The sequence below is a fragment of the Mycobacterium sp. IS-836 genome (assembly GCF_001954275.1).
GTDB lineage: Bacteria > Actinomycetota > Actinomycetes > Mycobacteriales > Mycobacteriaceae > Mycobacterium.
The window spans coordinates 1-16,810 of record NZ_MBEU01000075.1; the positions used below are offsets into that span (position 1 = coordinate 1).

At 67.9% G+C, this 16,810-nt stretch carries 15 protein-coding genes and 1 pseudogene; 12 read left to right on the plus strand and 4 right to left on the minus strand.

Annotation, left to right across the window (positions count from 1 at the left end; translation table 11 throughout):
• The coding region (locus A5747_RS21055) for a DUF503 family protein (protein WP_142245671.1) at positions 1 to 179 on the plus strand (179 nt) is incomplete at its 5' end.
• A gap of 6 nt (positions 180 to 185) precedes the next feature.
• Here the strand turns inward: A5747_RS21055 and trmI are convergent.
• A complete protein-coding gene (gene trmI / locus A5747_RS21060) occupies positions 186 to 1,055 on the minus strand; it encodes a tRNA (adenine(58)-N(1))-methyltransferase TrmI (RefSeq protein WP_076127937.1) in 870 nt (289 codons plus the stop codon).
• Positions 1,056 to 1,127: 72 nt separating this feature from the next.
• A pseudogene (locus A5747_RS21065) lies at positions 1,128 to 1,517 on the minus strand (hypothetical protein); the annotation flags it as partial.
• A gap of 311 nt (positions 1,518 to 1,828) precedes the next feature.
• On the opposite strand from A5747_RS21065, the gene arc reads away from it, so the two are divergent.
• A complete protein-coding gene (gene arc, locus A5747_RS21070) occupies positions 1,829 to 3,658 on the plus strand; it encodes a proteasome ATPase (RefSeq protein WP_076058714.1) in 1,830 nt (609 codons plus the stop codon).
• Positions 3,659 to 3,674: 16 nt separating this feature from the next.
• Here arc and A5747_RS21075 read toward each other — a convergent pair whose 3' ends face one another.
• Both A5747_RS21075 and A5747_RS21080 read right to left on the minus strand, forming a co-directional pair.
• On the minus strand, positions 3,675 to 4,283 hold the full coding sequence (locus A5747_RS21075; protein ID WP_076127939.1) for a hypothetical protein: 609 nt from the start codon (positions 4,281 to 4,283) through the stop codon (positions 3,675 to 3,677).
• Between the two features lie 9 nt (positions 4,284 to 4,292).
• A complete protein-coding gene (locus A5747_RS21080; protein WP_076127941.1) occupies positions 4,293 to 5,567 on the minus strand; it encodes a hypothetical protein in 1,275 nt (424 codons plus the stop codon).
• Positions 5,568 to 5,741: 174 nt separating this feature from the next.
• On the opposite strand from A5747_RS21080, the gene dop reads away from it, so the two are divergent.
• The 10 genes from dop (at position 5,742) to A5747_RS21130 (ending at position 16,800) form a co-directional block, all read left to right on the plus strand.
• Entirely contained in the window at positions 5,742 to 7,250 is a 1,509-nt protein-coding gene (gene dop / locus A5747_RS21085) for a pup deamidase/depupylase (protein WP_076115347.1), read from the plus strand.
• Between the two features lie 74 nt (positions 7,251 to 7,324).
• Positions 7,325 to 7,519: a ubiquitin-like protein Pup gene (locus A5747_RS21090; RefSeq protein ID WP_076058487.1), complete on the plus strand. Its 195-nt coding sequence runs from the start codon at positions 7,325 to 7,327 to the stop codon at positions 7,517 to 7,519.
• On the plus strand, positions 7,516 to 8,436 hold the full coding sequence (prcB, locus tag A5747_RS21095) for a proteasome subunit beta (protein ID WP_076127944.1): 921 nt from the start codon (positions 7,516 to 7,518) through the stop codon (positions 8,434 to 8,436). Before A5747_RS21090 ends, prcB begins: the two co-directional genes overlap by 4 nt.
• Positions 8,433 to 9,209, plus strand: coding sequence for a proteasome subunit alpha (gene prcA / locus A5747_RS21100; protein WP_076127946.1), 777 nt, complete (start codon positions 8,433 to 8,435; stop codon positions 9,207 to 9,209). Before prcB ends, prcA begins: the two co-directional genes overlap by 4 nt.
• 67 nt (positions 9,210 to 9,276) lie before the next feature.
• Positions 9,277 to 10,635, plus strand: a complete 1,359-nt coding sequence (gene pafA, locus A5747_RS21105; RefSeq protein WP_139333101.1) for a Pup--protein ligase — start codon at positions 9,277 to 9,279, stop codon at positions 10,633 to 10,635.
• A 42-nt stretch (positions 10,636 to 10,677) separates the two neighbouring features.
• The gene (locus A5747_RS21110; protein WP_076127951.1) at positions 10,678 to 11,676 is read left to right on the plus strand and encodes a YafY family protein; all 999 of its coding nucleotides are present in this window, start codon (positions 10,678 to 10,680) and stop codon (positions 11,674 to 11,676) included.
• Positions 11,676 to 12,650 carry a YafY family protein gene (locus A5747_RS21115; protein WP_076127953.1) on the plus strand — a complete coding sequence of 325 codons (975 nt, stop codon included), beginning with the start codon at positions 11,676 to 11,678 and terminating at the stop codon, positions 12,648 to 12,650. The genes A5747_RS21110 and A5747_RS21115 overlap by 1 nt, the downstream gene beginning before the upstream one ends.
• 90 nt (positions 12,651 to 12,740) lie before the next feature.
• Positions 12,741 to 13,019 (plus strand): Sec-independent protein translocase subunit TatA, encoded by a 279-nt coding sequence (gene tatA / locus A5747_RS21120; RefSeq protein ID WP_076058498.1) that lies wholly within the window; start codon positions 12,741 to 12,743, stop codon positions 13,017 to 13,019.
• 55 nt (positions 13,020 to 13,074) lie between these two features.
• Positions 13,075 to 14,031 carry a twin-arginine translocase subunit TatC gene (tatC, locus tag A5747_RS21125; RefSeq protein ID WP_369805155.1) on the plus strand — a complete coding sequence of 319 codons (957 nt, stop codon included), beginning with the start codon at positions 13,075 to 13,077 and terminating at the stop codon, positions 14,029 to 14,031.
• Between the two features lie 6 nt (positions 14,032 to 14,037).
• Positions 14,038 to 16,800, plus strand: coding sequence for an RNA helicase (locus tag A5747_RS21130; RefSeq protein ID WP_076127956.1), 2,763 nt, complete (start codon positions 14,038 to 14,040; stop codon positions 16,798 to 16,800).
• Positions 16,801 to 16,810: the final 10 nt, after the last annotated feature.

Here is a 16,810-nt window from a genome sequence, read left to right on the forward strand (position 1 = left end):
CGGCCGCGGAGATCGGTTCCCAGGATCTGTATCGGCGAGCCGGCATCGGTGTGGCCGTCGTCTCCGGTGACCGCGCTCATGCGGTCGACGTCCTCGACGCGGCCGAACGCCTGGTGGCCGCGCACCCCGAATTCGAGCTACTGGCGGTGCGGCGCTCGCTGCGTCGCGGCGACGATTAGCTGTAGTTATCCGTCGCGGCCCTCGCGCTTGCGGCCCAAAGGTGCCGGCGCGATTGTGCCGGGCGCCAGCCGGCGCGCCGCGATCAAGAACGCCGTGTGCCCGCGCATCGAATGCTGCGGCCGAACGGCCAGCCCGACCACGTTCCAGCCCCGCTGCAGCGTTTCCCACGCCCGCGGTTCGGTCCAGCATTGCTGGGCCCGCAGCGCCTCGACCGCCCGCGACAGCTGGGTGACGGTGGCCACGTAGATGATCAGCACACCGCCGGCGACCGTCAGCCGCGACACCGAGTCGAGCACCTCCCAGGGCGCGAGCATGTCCAGCACGGCCCTGTCGAAGGATGCGTCGGGGAGCTCGGAGTCCGCGACATCGCCGACGATCAGCTGCCAGTTGTCTGGCACCCTGCCTAACTCCGAGCCGAATAACCCCGACCCGAAGAACACCGACACGTTGCGGCGGGCGTGTTCGGCGTGATCCGCGCGCTGTTCGTAGGAGACCACCCGCCCGTCGGGCCCGACCGCGCGCAGCAGCGAACAGGTCAGCGCGCCCGATCCGGCGCCGGCCTCCAGGACGCGGGCGCCGGGAAAGATGTCGCCCTCGTGCACGATCTGCGCGGCGTCCTTGGGGTAAATGACCTGCGGCCCGCGGGGCATCGACATCACATAGTCGACCAGCAGCGGACGCAGCACCAGGAACGCGGCGCCGCTGGTGGATTTGACCACGCTGCCCTGTTCCAGCCCGATCACGTCGTCGTGGGCGATGGCCCCGCGATGGGTGTGGAACTCACCGCCTTCGGTGAGTTCCATCGTGTAGTGACGGCCCTTGGCGTCGGTGAGTTGGACGCGTTCGCCGACGGTAAACGGGCCGGTTGCGGACACGGCATCTAGCCTGCCAGCCGACTCGCCGTAGCCGGTGCTCGGGGTTGTCGCCGCGCGGTCCTACGCTGCGGGCATGACGGAGTCCATCACGTCGGAGGGATTCTTGTCGGACCACGCGAGGTTGTTCGCCGCGAAGGTCATCGGCAGGTAGCCGTTATCCCGCAGCGCGTTGGTGAACTTGTCCAGGGTGGCCGCACTCTCGGGGGTTGCCCCCTCGACAAGGCTCACCTTGTTGATGCCCGGAACGTTCGGGTCGGCGAGCCGGTTCAGCACCTCGGTAAGCGCTTCGGGCGGGGGCAGCGGCGCGGTCGGCGGAGCCACGATCAGCGGACTCGACGCGGCGGGCACCGGCGCCGACGGACTCGACGACGCAACCTTGGGTTCCTTGTGCGAGCATCCCGAGAGCCCGATGACCGCCAGGGCGGTGGCGGCACTTAACGCAACGGGCAGGTTTCGGTGCATCCGGTCGACTCAGTCGCGTGCTATTAGCGCACGCCTGATTCTTGGAGCGGGGTGGCGGCACATCCCGGGCCAACGGGTGCAATGCAAGTCACACCTGCCGTCGCCGCGGCGACGTCCGCGACGGCCGCCACGCCTGTGGCGAGGGCTTTTGGGATCACAGGTGTCCTTTCGGTGGTCCCGAATCGACGCTGAGGTTACCAGCGGGAGCAATGACGCGAATTTTGACGGCATTTGACTCCGCACATCTGGCGGCAATCGCCGGTAGCGTTGATGTATCCACCGCGTTATTCGGGGCGGGAAAGGAGCGCAACATGGGTGACTCAGAGCGTTCTGAAGCATTCGGCACAGCTAGCGAAACCGACATGTCCAGCGACGATGCTGCCGAATTGGAACAGTTACGCCGTGAGGCAGCGATGCTGCGCGAGCAACTGGACCACGCGGTGGGGCCGCACGGCGCCGCCCGCTCCGCCCGCGACGTGCATCAGCTCGAAGCCCGCATCGACTCGTTGGCCGCACGCAATTCCAAATTAATGGAAACTCTTAAAGAGGCCCGCCAACAACTGCTCGCACTGCGCGAGGAAGTCGACCGGCTCGGGCAGCCGCCCAGCGGCTACGGCGTTCTCCTCGCCGCGCACGACGACGACACCGTCGACGTGTTCACCTCGGGCCGCAAGATGCGCCTGACATGCTCGCCGAACATTGACGCCACATTGCTGCGCAAGGGCCAGACCGTCCGGCTCAACGAGGCCTTGACCGTCGTCGAGGCCGGCACGTTCGAATCGGTCGGCGAGATCTCCACTCTGCGTGAGGTGCTCGCCGACGGCCACCGCGCGCTCGTCGTCGGACACGCCGACGAGGAACGCATCGTCTGGCTGGCCGAGCCGCTGGTCGCCGAGGACCTGCCCGACGGCGTTCCCGACGCTCTCAACGACGACACCAAGCCCCGCAAGCTGCGCCCCGGCGACTCGCTGCTAGTCGACACCAAGGCCGGCTACGCCTTCGAACGCATCCCCAAGGCCGAGGTCGAAGACCTGGTGCTGGAAGAGGTGCCGGACGTCAGCTACCAAGACATCGGCGGGCTTACCCGCCAGATCGAGCAGATCCGCGACGCGGTCGAGCTGCCGTTCCTGCACAAGGAGCTCTACCGCGAGTACGCGCTGCGCCCGCCCAAGGGTGTGCTGCTCTACGGGCCCCCTGGCTGCGGCAAGACGCTGATCGCCAAGGCGGTCGCCAACTCCTTGGCCAAGAAGATGGCCGAGGTGCGCGGCGACGACTCCCGCGAGGCGAAGTCGTACTTCCTGAACATCAAGGGCCCCGAGCTGCTGAACAAGTTCGTCGGTGAGACCGAGCGGCACATCCGGCTGATCTTCCAGCGGGCCCGGGAGAAGGCGTCGGAAGGAACGCCGGTGATCGTGTTCTTCGACGAGATGGACTCGATCTTCCGGACCCGCGGCACCGGCGTCTCGTCGGACGTCGAGACCACGGTGGTGCCGCAGCTGCTCAGCGAGATCGACGGCGTCGAGGGACTCGAGAACGTCATCGTGATCGGTGCATCCAACCGCGAAGACATGATCGATCCCGCGATCCTGCGGCCTGGCCGCCTGGACGTGAAGATCAAGATTGAGCGGCCCGATGCCGAAGCGGCACAAGACATCTACTCGAAGTACTTGACCGAGGCCCTGCCGGTGCACGCTGACGACCTCGCCGAGTTCGGCGGTGACCGTACGGCCTGCATCAAGGCGATGATCGAGAAGGTCGTCGACCGGATGTATGCCGAGATCGACGACAACCGGTTCCTGGAGGTCACCTACGCCAACGGTGACAAGGAAGTCATGTACTTCAAGGACTTCAACTCCGGGGCGATGATCCAGAACGTCGTCGACCGGGCGAAGAAGAACGCCATCAAGTCGGTCCTGGAGACCGGGCAACCGGGTCTGCGCATTCAGCATCTGCTCGATTCGATCGTCGACGAGTTCGCCGAGAACGAGGACCTGCCCAACACCACCAATCCCGATGACTGGGCGCGGATTTCGGGCAAGAAGGGCGAGCGGATCGTCTACATCCGCACCCTGGTCACCGGCAAGTCGTCGAGCGCGTCGCGCGCGATCGACACCGAGTCGAACCTGGGCCAGTACCTATAAGGGAATCGCTACCGGCTTACTCGAATTCGAGCGAGTAGCTGTTGGTGAGGTCGTCCTGCGTGACCTGGGCGGGACGAGTCCTGGTGTCCACCCGCAGCGTTTCGGTGAGCACGCGCGGCTCGTAGCGCCACCCGTCGGGCAGGTTCAGGCGGCCGGCCAGGCCGGGCAGGTCGGCCCTCGACAGGTTGGGGTCGACGACCTGGCTCCACGTCTGCATGACCCAGCGCCGCCCGTCGGGGTCGACGAGTTCGTAGACCTCTGCACCGGCGTCGAAGACGAAGACCGTATTGCGGCTCACCTCGTTGGCGCTGTAGGGCGCCGGGTTCATCGACGACATTGCGACGGTGGCCTGCTTGATCATTTCGATTCCGCCGAAGGTCTTTCGCTCCTGCGGGCCCTGCGGCTCCTTTTCGATGGCGTTCATCAGCCAGTAGCGCGGACCGTTGAGCAGGGCTGCGGCCGCGCCGTTTTCGGCGGCGATGGCCTGCGCGTCGAGCTTGGACCACAGCTCGGCCGGACAATCGTTGAGCGGGAAGCTGTTGTAGACGGTGGCCTGCGGGCCGGATTCACCGACCTGCACGAGAAGCACCTCGCCGTAACGTTTTCCGGACAGATCCTCGGCCATCAGGCGAAATTAATCATTGGCGTGAGCGCCGTCAACAGCGCCGTCAACAGCGCGCCCGTCAACAGCACATGCGGTCAACGCGACGGCGCCGCGGTAGCGGTTGCGCGCGATCAGTGTGGTGCGCAGGTCGTCGATCAGCGGGTCGAGGAATGTCGAGCGGTACTCGGCGTCGCCGGCCGCGCGGGCGCTGATGTACATGAACGTCAGCGCGCCGAGGAAAAGTGTCATGTGGATCAGCGAATCCGGCACCTGGACCGTCAATCCCAACACCGTCGAAGTGCTCTTGTAGGTGTGGGTCCACTCGTTGAGCAGCTCTGGGCTGAGGATGATCAGCCCCAGGATGAAGTAGATGACGGTGGTGACCACCGCCACCACCAGGATCTGCGCCAACTGCGAGGCGGCGAGCACGAACACGACATTGGCGCGTTCGGACCTTTTCAGCGGGGCGCAGTCATGCGTATCGAGCATCGTCGCGAAGGGCGTGCCGGCGAGCTTCTCGGTGTCGTCGGGCCCGGTGTCGTCGGGCCCGGTGTCGTCGGGCCCGGTGTCGTTGGGCCGGACCGTTGTCGAGCGCAGCATCGGCCGCACTCGTTCGAGGGTGGCCGACACGACGAAGGCCGCGGCGATCGACACCAGAAACGCCATCGCCAGCACCAGCCGCTTACCGCTGATCGTCGCGGCCATCAACCAGACGTAGGTATTGAAGAACACCAACGCGGTCAGCAGCACCACCGGCAGGGCCCGCACGGCCAAGGCGCCGACGGTGGCAAGGTGCGACAGCATCATCCGCACCGCCCAGCCCACCACCGAACCCGCGCCGGCACCGGTCAGGATCAGCACCGCGGCCACGACGACGGCTTCCTGCACCAGCTGGGAGGCGCCGTCCACGATCGCCGCGACGCACACCACGACGGCGACCGCGAAGGTCGCGACGCCCGCGCGGGTCCGGCCGCTGCGTGACCGGGACACCACCCAGCCGACGATGGCCATCAGCGGAAGCGCCAGCCCGATGATGGCGAGCACGATCCATTCGGAAGTTGTCGGCTCCCCGGTGATCTCGACATCGTGGCCGCCGGTGATCAAGTAGACCGGCAGGACGCAGGCCTGCAACGTCGCGTAGGCGGCCAGCATGGGGGCCGACCGAGGCCAGAGCCGTCGCCACCGCGCTCGCCTGGTGAGCACCGAGGGCAGCCCGCGCTCCAAGAACCAGCTTTCGGCCGCGGAGCCCGCCGTCTCCCGGCTGCCGGTTCGACTGCCCGAATCGTGGCCCAGCGAGAGGTCCATGCCGGCTCACCCTAGTGTCGAAACGGCCCGCGCGGAGGCTGTTGCCAGGCTCAATTCGGAGCCCGGCAATATGACCGGCGATGCGCCCGGGAATGTGACCGGCATGTGACCCGCAATGCGCCCGGCTCACCCCCGCTTCGGGGGCCGCGTCGTCGCCGGGCCTATCTTGAAGTAATGCAACGGATTATCGGGACGGAGGTTGAGTACGGCATTTCGTCGCCGTCGGACCCGACCGCCAACCCGATCCTGACCTCGACGCAGGCGGTGTTGGCCTATGCCGCCGCCGCAGGTATCCAGCGCGCCAAACGCACCCGCTGGGACTACGAGGTGGAATCGCCGCTGCGTGACGCCCGTGGCTTCGACCTGAGCCGGTCGGCCGGGCCGCCGCCCGTGGTCGACGCCGACGAGGTCGGTGCGGCCAACATGATCCTGACCAACGGGGCGCGGCTCTACGTCGACCACGCCCATCCGGAGTACTCCGCGCCGGAGTGCACCGACCCGCTGGACGCGGTGATCTGGGACAAGGCGGGCGAGCGGGTGATGGAGGCCGCTGCCCGGCACGTCGCGAGCGTGCCCGGAGCGGCGAAACTGCAGCTCTACAAGAACAACGTCGACGGCAAGGGCGCGTCCTACGGGTCGCACGAGAACTACCTGATGTCCCGGCAGACGCCGTTCTCGGCCATCATCGCCGGGCTCACCCCGTTCCTGGTGTCGCGGCAGGTCATCACCGGATCCGGCCGCGTCGGCATCGGACCCTCCGGCGACGAGCCCGGGTTCCAGCTGTCGCAGCGCTCCGACTACATCGAGGTCGAAGTCGGGCTGGAGACCACGCTCAAACGCGGCATCATCAACACCCGCGACGAACCGCACGCCGACGCCGATCGGTATCGCAGGCTGCACGTGATCATCGGCGACGCCAACCTCGCCGAGACATCGACCTACCTGAAACTGGGCACCACGGCGCTGGTGCTCGACCTGATCGAAGAGGGCCCCGAACACGGGATCGACCTGACCGACCTGGCGTTGGCCCGGCCGGTGCACGCCGTCCATGCGATCAGCCGCGACCCGTCGCTGCGCGCCGCCGTGGCCCTGGTCGACGGGCGCGAGCTGACCGGCCTTGCGCTGCAACGCATCTACCTCGATCGGGTGGCCAAGCTGGTCGACAGCCGCGACCCCGACGCGCGCGCGGCCGACATCGTCGAGACGTGGGCGCACGTGCTCGATCAGCTCGAGCGCGACCCGATGGACTGCGCCGAGCTGCTGGACTGGCCGGCCAAGCTGCGGCTCCTCGAGGGTTTCCGCCAGCGAGAGAACCTGAGCTGGTCGGCGCCCCGGCTGCACCTCGTCGACCTGCAATATTCCGACGTCCGCCTCGACAAGGGTCTCTACAACCGGCTGGTGGCGCGGGGCTCCATGAAGCGTCTGGTCAACGAACACCAGGTCCTCGACGCGGTCGACAACCCGCCCACGGACACCCGCGCGTACTTCCGCGGCGAATGCCTGCGCAGGTTCGGCGCCGATATCGCCGCGGCCAGTTGGGACTCGGTGATCTTCGACCTGGGCGGCGATTCGCTGGTGCGCATCCCGACGCTGGAGCCGCTGCGGGGCAGCAAGGCACACGTCGGGGCGCTATTGGACTCTGTGGACAGCGCGGCCGAACTGGTGGAACAACTCACCAGCTAGGCCCGTTAAAGGGGGAAACGTCGGCGTTGACCGGTACTGTAGAGAAACAGGCCCAGACCTAGCAGGAGGCGGCGATGGCGCAGGAGCAGACCAAGCGTGGCGGTGGCGGCGGTGACGACGATGACGTCACCGGTACCACAGCCGCGGGCCAAGAGCGCCGCGAGAAGCTAGCCGAGGAGACCGACGATCTGCTCGACGAGATTGACGACGTCCTTGAGGAGAACGCGGAGGACTTCGTCCGTGCGTACGTCCAAAAGGGCGGACAGTGACCTGGCCGTTCTCTGATCGTCTGCCCATCAACTCGGCATTTTCCGGAACCTCAGGGATAAACCAATCCTCGTTCGCTGATCTGTTGCGCCGCCAGGCGCCCGAACTGCTACCTGCGGTCCTCGGCGGGGGTCAATCGGGAACCGGTCAGTCAGGGGGCGGTTCATCCGGGAGCAGTCAACCCGGTGGGCAATTTGCGCATGGCACCACAATCGTCGCGCTGAAATACCCCGGGGGTGTTCTGATCGCCGGCGACCGGCGCTCCACGCAGGGCAACATGATCTCCGGTCGCGACGTGCGGAAGGTGTACATCACCGACGACTACACCGCCACCGGCATCGCCGGCGTTGCCGCGATCGCCGTCGAGTTCGCCCGCCTTTACGCGGTGGAACTCGAGCACTACGAGAAACTCGAAGGGGTGCCGCTCACCTTTGCCGGCAAGGTCAACCGGCTGGCGATCATGGTGCGCGGCAACCTCGCGGCTGCCATGCAGGGGCTGGTGGCCCTGCCGCTGCTGGTGGGCTACGACATCCACGCCGCCGATCCGGAAAGCGCCGGCCGCATCGTCACTTTCGACGCCGCCGGCGGCTGGAACATCGAAGAAGAGGGGTATCAGTCGGTGGGGTCGGGGTCGATCTTCGCCAAGTCTTCGATGAAGAAGCTGTATTCGCAGGTCACCGATGCCGATTCGGGGTTGCGGGTCGCCATCGAGGCGCTCTACGACGCCGCCGACGACGATTCGGCCACCGGCGGCCCGGACCTGGTCCGCGGCATCTATCCGACGGCGGTCACCATCGGCGCCGACGGGGCGGTCGACGTCCCCGAGAGCCGCATCTCCGAGCTGGCTCGGGAAGTCATCGAAAGCCGTTCGCGCGCTGACACTTTCGGTCCCGACGCCGAGCCGCGGGGTGACAAGTGAGTTTCCCGTACTTTATTTCTCCCGAGCAGGCGATGCGCGAGCGCAGCGAGCTCGCGCGCAAGGGCATCGCGCGGGGCAAAAGCGTGGTGGCGCTTGCCTACTCGGACGGTGTGCTCTTCGTCGCGGAGAACCCGTCGCGGTCCCTGCAGAAGATCAGCGAGCTTTACGACCGCGTCGGCTTTGCGGCCGCGGGCAAGTTCAACGAGTTCGACAACCTGCGCCGCGGCGGGATTCAGTTCGCGGACACCCGGGGCTACGCCTACGACCGCCGTGACGTCACCGGCCGGCAGCTGGCCAACGTCTACGCGCAGACGCTGGGCACGATCTTCACCGAGCAGGCCAAGCCGTATGAGGTCGAGTTGTGCGTCGCCGAGGTCGCGCACTACGGCGAGACGAAACCACCTGAGCTGTATCGGATTACCTACGACGGGTCGATCGCCGACGAGCCGCATTTCGTCGTGATGGGCGGCACCACCGAGCCGATCGCCAACGCGCTCAAGGAGTCCTACGCTGAGAACGCCGACCTGCACGACGCTTTGCACATCGCGGTGGACGCGCTGCGGGCCGGCAGCCCCGACGGCTCGAACGGCGATCAGGCCACCCTCGAAGTGGCCAGCCTGGAGGCCGCCATCCTGGACGCCAACCGGCCGCGTCGCGCATTTCGCCGCCTTGGGCGCTCCACCCTGGAACGCCTGCTCGACCAGACCGGTTCGAAGGGCACGAAATCCGACTCGAAATCCGACTCGAAATCCGACGACGAATCCGACGACTGACGCCCGATAACATCCGTGGGCGCGGCATGCTCACGGTCGCGGTCTGAGAACCAGTACCCTCAATTGTGTGCAGCGTCGAATTATGGGCATCGAGACCGAGTTCGGTGTCACCTGCACGTTCCACGGCCACCGGCGGCTGAGCCCGGACGAGGTCGCCCGTTATTTGTTCCGCCGCGTCGTGTCCTGGGGCCGCAGCTCGAACGTTTTCCTGCGCAACGGCGCGCGCCTGTACCTCGATGTCGGCAGCCATCCCGAGTACGCCACCGCCGAATGCGACAGCCTGGTCCAGCTGGTCACGCACGACCGGGCCGGCGAATGGGTGCTGGAAGACCTGCTGGTCGACGCCGAGCAGCGGCTCGCCGATGAGGGCATCGGCGGCGACATCTACCTGTTCAAGAACAACACCGATTCGGCGGGCAACTCCTACGGCTGCCACGAGAACTACCTGATCGTGCGGGCCGGCGAGTTCTCCCGGATCTCCGACGTGCTGCTGCCCTTCCTGGTCACCCGCCAGCTCATCTGCGGGGCGGGCAAGGTGCTGCAGACCCCCAAGGCCGCAACGTTCTGCTTGAGCCAGCGCGCCGAGCACATCTGGGAGGGCGTCTCGTCGGCCACCACCCGCAGCCGCCCGATCATCAACACCCGCGACGAGCCGCACGCCGACGCCGAGAAGTACCGTCGGCTGCACGTCATCGTCGGCGACTCCAACATGTGCGAGACCACCACCATGCTCAAGGTCGGCACCGCGGCGCTGGTGCTGGAGATGATCGAAGCCGGTGTCCCGTTCCGCGATTTCTCGCTGGACAACCCGATCCGCGCCATCCGCGAGGTCAGCCACGACATCACCGGCCGCCGGCCGGTGCGGCTGGCGGGCGGGCGTCAGGCCAGCGCGCTGGACATCCAGCGGGAGTACTACAGCCGCGCCGTCGAGCATCTGCAGGTCCGCGAACCCAACGCGCAGATCGAACAGGTCGTCGACCTGTGGGGCCGCCAGCTCGACGCCGTCGAGAGCCAGGACTTCGCGAAGGTGGACACCGAGATCGACTGGGTCATCAAGCGCAAGCTGTTCCAGCGCTACCAGGACCGCTACGACATGGAGCTGTCCGACCCGAAGATCGCCCAGCTGGATCTGGCCTACCACGACATCAAGAGGGGCCGTGGCGTCTTTGACCTGCTGCAGCGCAAGGGCCTGGCCGCGCGCGTCACCACCGACGAGGACATCGCGGAAGCCGTCGACCAGCCGCCGCAGACCACCCGCGCGCGGCTGCGCGGCGAATTCATCAGCGCCGCGCAGGCCGCGGGCCGCGACTTCACCGTCGACTGGGTACACCTCAAACTGAACGACCAGGCCCAGCGCACCGTGCTGTGCAAAGACCCGTTCCGGGCCGTCGACGAGCGGGTCAAGCGGCTGATCGCCAGCATGTAGGCGCGGAAACGCTGGGCAACCAACCCCTTTAGGCTGGTGCAAATGGCGACCTCGAAAGTCGAACGGTTGGTAAACCTCGTCATCGCCTTGCTGTCCACCCGGGGCTACGTCACCGCCGACAAGATCCGCTCCAGCGTGGCGGGCTACTCGGATAGCCCCAGCGCGGAGGCGTTCTCGCGGATGTTCGAGCGCGACAAGAACGAGTTGCGCGACCTCGGCATCCCCCTCGAAGTCGGCAGGGTTTCGGCGCTGGACCCCACCGAGGGCTATCGGATCAACCGCGACGCCTACGCGCTGCCGCCCGTCGAGCTCACGTCGGACGAGGCGGCCGCGGTGGCCGTCGCCACCCAGCTGTGGGAGTCGCCCGAGCTGATCACCGCGACCCAGGGCGCGCTGCTGAAGCTGCGCGCCGCCGGCGTGGACGTCGACCCCTCGGACGAAGGAGCGCCGGTGGCCATCGCCTCCCCGCCCGGGGTGCCGGGCCTGCGCGGGTCGGAGGATGTCCTCGGAATCCTGTTGTCGGCCATCGATTCTCGCCAGGCGGTGCAGTTTCCGCACCGGCCGTCGCGGGCCGAGCCGTTCACCACGCGCACCGTCGAGCCGTGGGGCGTGGTCACCGAGAAGGGCCGCTGGTATCTCGTGGGCCACGACCGCGACCGCGACGCCACTCGCACCTTCCGGCTTTCGCGCATCGGCGCGGAGGTCGTTCCGATCGGTCCCGCCGGCGCGGTCACCGTGCCCGACGACGTCGACCTGCGCAAGATCGTGGCCCGGATCGTCGCCGAAACGCCGACGGGCGGGCAGGCGCGGGTGTGGGTCGCCGACGGGCGGGCCACCGCGCTGCGCCGGGCCGGACGGTCCACCGGTGAGCGCCAACTGGGCGGCCGCGACGGCGAGGTGCTCGAATTCGACATCGGCTGGGGCGACCGGCTGGCGCGCGACATCGCCGGCTACGGCGCCGACGCCGTCGTGCTCGAGCCGCAGTCGCTGCGCGACGATGTGCTGGACCGGTTGCGCGCCCAGGCGGGGGTTGAGGCCTGATGACCCCGGTGTCCACCCGCCTGGTCCGGCTGCTGAACATGGTGCCGTATTTCCAGGCCAACCCACGGGTCACCCGCGCCAAGGCCGCCGCCGACCTCGGGGTGTCCGCCAAGCAGCTCGAGGAGGACCTCAACCAGCTGTGGATGTGCGGTCTTCCCGGCTACTACCCGGGTGATCTCATCGATTTCGAGTTCTCCGGAGACAAGATCGAGGTGACGTTCTCGGCGGGTATCGACCGGCCGCTGAAGCTCACCTCGCCCGAGGCCACCGGCCTGCTGGTGGCGCTGCGGGCGCTGGCCGACATTCCGGGCGTGGTCGATCCGGAAGCCGCGCGCAGCGCCATCGCGAAGATCGAGGCAGCGGCGGGCGCCGTCGGGCACGACGCCACGGGTATTGCGGCGGCGGTTGATGAGCAGGCACCGGTCGAGAGCCGGGCTGCGGCCGCGGTCCGCGCGGCGGTGCAGTACAAACACGCGCTGGCCATCGACTACTACGCCGCGTCGCACGACACCTTGACGAGCCGGATCGTCGACCCGATCCGGGTGCTGTTGATCGGCGGTCAGAGCTACCTGGAGGCCTGGTCGCGGGACGCGGAGGGGGTCCGGCTGTTCCGCTTCGACCGGATCGTGGAGGCCACCGAGCTGGGCGAGCCGGCCGCCGCGCCGGAGTCGGCGCTGCACGCACCGCCGGACACGTCCCTGTTCGACGGCGATCCGTCGCTGCCGTCGGCCACGCTGCGGGTGGCGCCCTCGGCGTCCTGGATGCTCGAGTACTACCCGATGCGCGACGTGCGCGAGTTGCCCGACGGGTCGTGCGAGGCGGTCATGACCTACGCCTCCGAGGACTGGATGACGCGCCTGGTGCTGGGCTTCGGTTCGGCCGTGCGGGTGCTCGCTCCCGCGTCGCTTGCGCAGCGGGTACAGGATTCCGCGGCCGCGGCGCTGGAGTCCTATCAGGTCGCGGCCCAGGGGTGAAGCGGAGCGGGACCCGCCCGGCGCGGCGCGGGGAAACCGGCAGTTCTCGCTCCTGCGGTAGCATCGGGTGGACGTCTGGAGGTAATCAAAGTGGGCAGTCTTAGTCCGTGGCACTGGGCGATCCTCGCTGTCGTAGTGGTCCTGCTCTTCGGTGCCAAGAAGCTCCCCGATGCGGCGCGCTCGCTGGGTAAGTCGATGCGCATCTTCAAGTCCGAGATGCGGGAAATGCAGACGGAGAACAAAGACCAAACGCCGTCCCTGCAAACCCCGTCGGAGACCCCCGCGGTGAACCCCCAGCCCGTGCAGTCGGAGCGGGTCGACCCGCCGAAGGCGAGCGAGCAGGGCCACCACGAAGCGCGCCCCGCGTAGCCCGGCGTAGTCGCGGTTAGCCGTCGCGGTGCCCGAGCGCCACTGACCGAGCGTCGTGAAACTTTTCAAGACTTCAGCGCGCACCGCTGCCTTGCTGAAGCGGCTCAACCCTCGTTACCGGCGCAGCCGTACCAACCCCGACGCGACCATGTCGCTGGTCGATCACCTGACCGAGCTGCGCACAAGGTTGTTGATCGCCTTGGCCGCGATCCTGATCACCACGATTTTCGGGTTCGTCTGGTACTCGCATTCGATCTTCGGGCTCGAGAGCCTCGGCGAGTGGTTGCGCCATCCCTACTGTTCGCTGCCGCAGTCGGCGCGCGCCGAGATCAGTCCTAACGGACAGTGCCGCCTGCTGGCCACCGCGCCGTTCGACCAATTCATGCTGCGGCTCAAGGTCGGGATGACGGCCGGGATCGTGCTGGCCTGCCCGGTGTGGTTGTACGAGCTTTGGGCGTTCATCACCCCGGGGCTCTATCAGCGGGAGCGCCGCTTCGCGATCGCGTTCGTGATCCCGGCCGCGGTGCTGTTCATCGGCGGTGCGGTGCTGGCCTACTTCGTGCTGTCCAAGGCGCTGGGCTTCCTGTTGACCGTGGGCAGCGACGTGCAGGTGACCGCGCTGTCCGGGGACCGCTATTTCGGCTTCCTGATCAACCTGCTGATCGTGTTCGGCGTCAGCTTCGAGTTCCCGCTGCTGATCGTGATGCTGAACATGGCGGGGCTGCTGACCTACCAGCGGCTCAAGTCGTGGCGGCGCGGCCTGATCTTCGCGATGTTTGTGTTCGCGGCGGTGTTCACGCCCGGTTCCGATCCGTTTTCGATGACGGCGCTGGGGGTGGCGCTGTCGGTCCTGCTGGAGTTCGCCATCCAGATCGCCCGCCTGCACGACAAGCGGAAGGCCAAGCGCGAAGCGCAGGCGGAGATCCCCGACGACGAAGCGTCGGTCCTCGAGGAGCCCGAGCCCATACCCGAGCCGTCGTTCACCGCCGGGCAGCATGACGACGTCACTTAGGCCCGCGTGACCGAGCTGGCCGAGCTGACCCGGTTCAGCGCGGAGCTGCCTTTTCCGCTCGACGACTTTCAGCAGCGGGCGTGTGCGGCGCTGGAGCGGGGTCACGGCGTGCTGGTCTGCGCGCCGACCGGGGCCGGCAAGACGGTCGTCGGCGAATTCGCCGTGCACCTGGCGCTGGCGGCCGGTGGGAAGTGCTTCTACACCACGCCGCTGAAGGCCCTGAGCAACCAGAAGCACACCGACCTGACGCTGCGCTACGGCCGCGACCGGATCGGGTTGCTCACCGGCGACCTGTCGGTGAACGCCGACGCGCCCGTGGTGGTGATGACCACCGAGGTGCTGCGCAATATGCTCTACGCCGATTCGCCCGCGCTGCAAGGACTTTCGTACGTAGTGATGGACGAGGTGCATTTCCTCGCCGACCGGATGCGGGGCCCGGTGTGGGAGGAAGTGATCCTGCACCTGCCCGACGAGGTGCGAGTGGTCAGCCTGTCGGCGACGGTGAGCAACGCCGAGGAATTCGGCGGCTGGATCCAGACGGTGCGCGGCGACACGACGGTGGTCGTCGACGAGCACCGGCCGGTTCCGCTGTGGCAGCACGTGCTGGTGGGCAAGCGCCTGCTGGACCTGTTCGACTACGAAAACGAGAAGCCGGCCACGGATCGTCAGCCGCGGGTCAATCCCGAATTGCTGCGGCACATCGCGCATCGCCGCGAGGCCGACCGGATGTCGGACTGGCAGCCGCGCCGGGGATCTGGACGGTCGGGACGCGCCGGCCCGGGCCGGCCGCGCTTCTACCGCCCGCCGTCGCGGCCGGACGTGATCGCAACCCTGGATTCCGAGGGCTTGTTGCCGGCGATCACCTTCGTGTTCTCCCGGGCGGGTTGTGACGCCGCGGTCCAGCAGTGTCTGCGCTCGCCGCTGCGGCTGACCACTGAGGAGGAGCGCGCGCAGATCGCGGAGGTGATCGAGCACCGGTGCGGGGATCTCGCCGACTCCGACCTGGCGGTGCTGGGCTACTACGAATGGCGCGAAGGGTTGCTGCGCGGGCTGGCGGCCCACCACGCCGGGATGTTGCCGGCCTTCCGGCATACCGTCGAGGAGCTGTTCACCGCCGGCTTGGTCAAGGCGGTGTTCGCCACCGAAACCCTGGCGCTCGGCATCAACATGCCCGCCCGCACGGTGGTCCTCGAGCGCCTGGTGAAGTTCAACGGCGAGCAGCACGTGCCCCTGACGCCGGGGGAGTACACGCAGTTGACCGGGCGCGCCGGCCGGCGTGGCATCGACGTCGAGGGTCACGCGGTGGTGCTGTGGCATCCCGCGGAGGAAACCACCGAGCCGTCCGCGGTGGCCGGCCTGGCGTCGACCCGAACGTTCCCGCTGCGCAGCTCGTTTGCGCCGTCGTACAACATGACGATCAACCTGGTCCAGCACATGGGCCCCGAGCAGGCGCACCAGCTGCTGGAGCAGTCGTTCGCCCAATATCAGGCCGACCGGTCCGTCGTCGGCGTGGTGCGCGGCATCGAACGCGGGCGCCAGCTGCTCGGCGAGATCGCCGCCGAGCTGGGCGGGGCGGATGCGCCGATCTTCGAATACGCCCGGCTGCGTGCCCGGATTTCCGAGCTGGAGCGCGCGCAGTCGCGCGCATCGCGGTTGCAACGACGGCAGGCGGCCAGCGACGCGCTGGCCGCGCTGCGCCGCGGGGACATCATCAGCATCACCCACGGCCGGCGCGGGGGACTGGCGGTGGTGCTGGAGTCGGCCCGCGACAGCTCCGACCCGCGGCCGTTGGTGCTCACCGAACACCGGTGGGCCGGGCGCATTTCGTCGGCGGACTATTCGGGTGCCTCGGCGCCGGTCGGTTCAATGCCGCTGCCCAAGCGTGTCGAACACCGGCAGCCCAGGGTCAGGCGCGATCTCGCGTCGGCCCTGCGATCCGCCGCCGCTGGCCTGGACGTCCCGACGAAGCGCCGTGGCGACGCGGACGGCAGCGCGTTTCACGACCCGGAACTCGCATCGTTGCGGGAGCAACTGCGCCGCCACCCCGCCCACAACAGCGCCGGCCGGGAGGAGCGGATGCGTCAGGCCGAGCGCTACCTGCGCATCGAACGCGACAACGCCCAGTTGGAGAAAAAGGTTGCCGCAGCGACCAATTCGCTGGCCCGGACCTTCGACCGGATCGTCGGTCTGCTCACCGAGCGTGCGTTCATCCAAGGCCCGGCGACCGATCCGCGCGTCACCGACGACGGCCGGTTGCTGGCCCGGATCTACAGCGAGAGCGATCTGTTGGTCGCCGAATGCCTGCGCACCGGAGCATGGGCGGAGTTGAAACCTGCCGAGTTGGCGGCGGTGGTCTCGGCGGTGCTCTACGAGAGCCGCGGCGGCGACGGCCCCGGCGGCCCGTTTGCCGCCGAGGCGCCCACATCGCGATTGCGGCAGGCGCTGAATCAGACGTCGAAGCTGTCGCTCGCGCTGCGCGCGGACGAGCAGACTCACCGGATCGGCCCGAGCCGTGAACCCGACGACGGCTTTGTCACCGTCGTTTATCGCTGGGCGCGTACCGGCGATCTGGCCGCGGCGCTGGCCGCCGCCGATCCGTCGGGCACCGGTTCGCCGTTGTTGGCGGGCGATTTTGTACGGTGGTGCCGCCAGGTGCTCGACCTGTTGGACCAGGTCCGCAACGCCGCCCCGGATGCCGAGCTGCGGGCAACCGCCAAGCGCGCTATCAATGAGGTTCGGCGCGGCGTCGTCGCAGTTGACGCCGGGTAGGCTGAGCCCG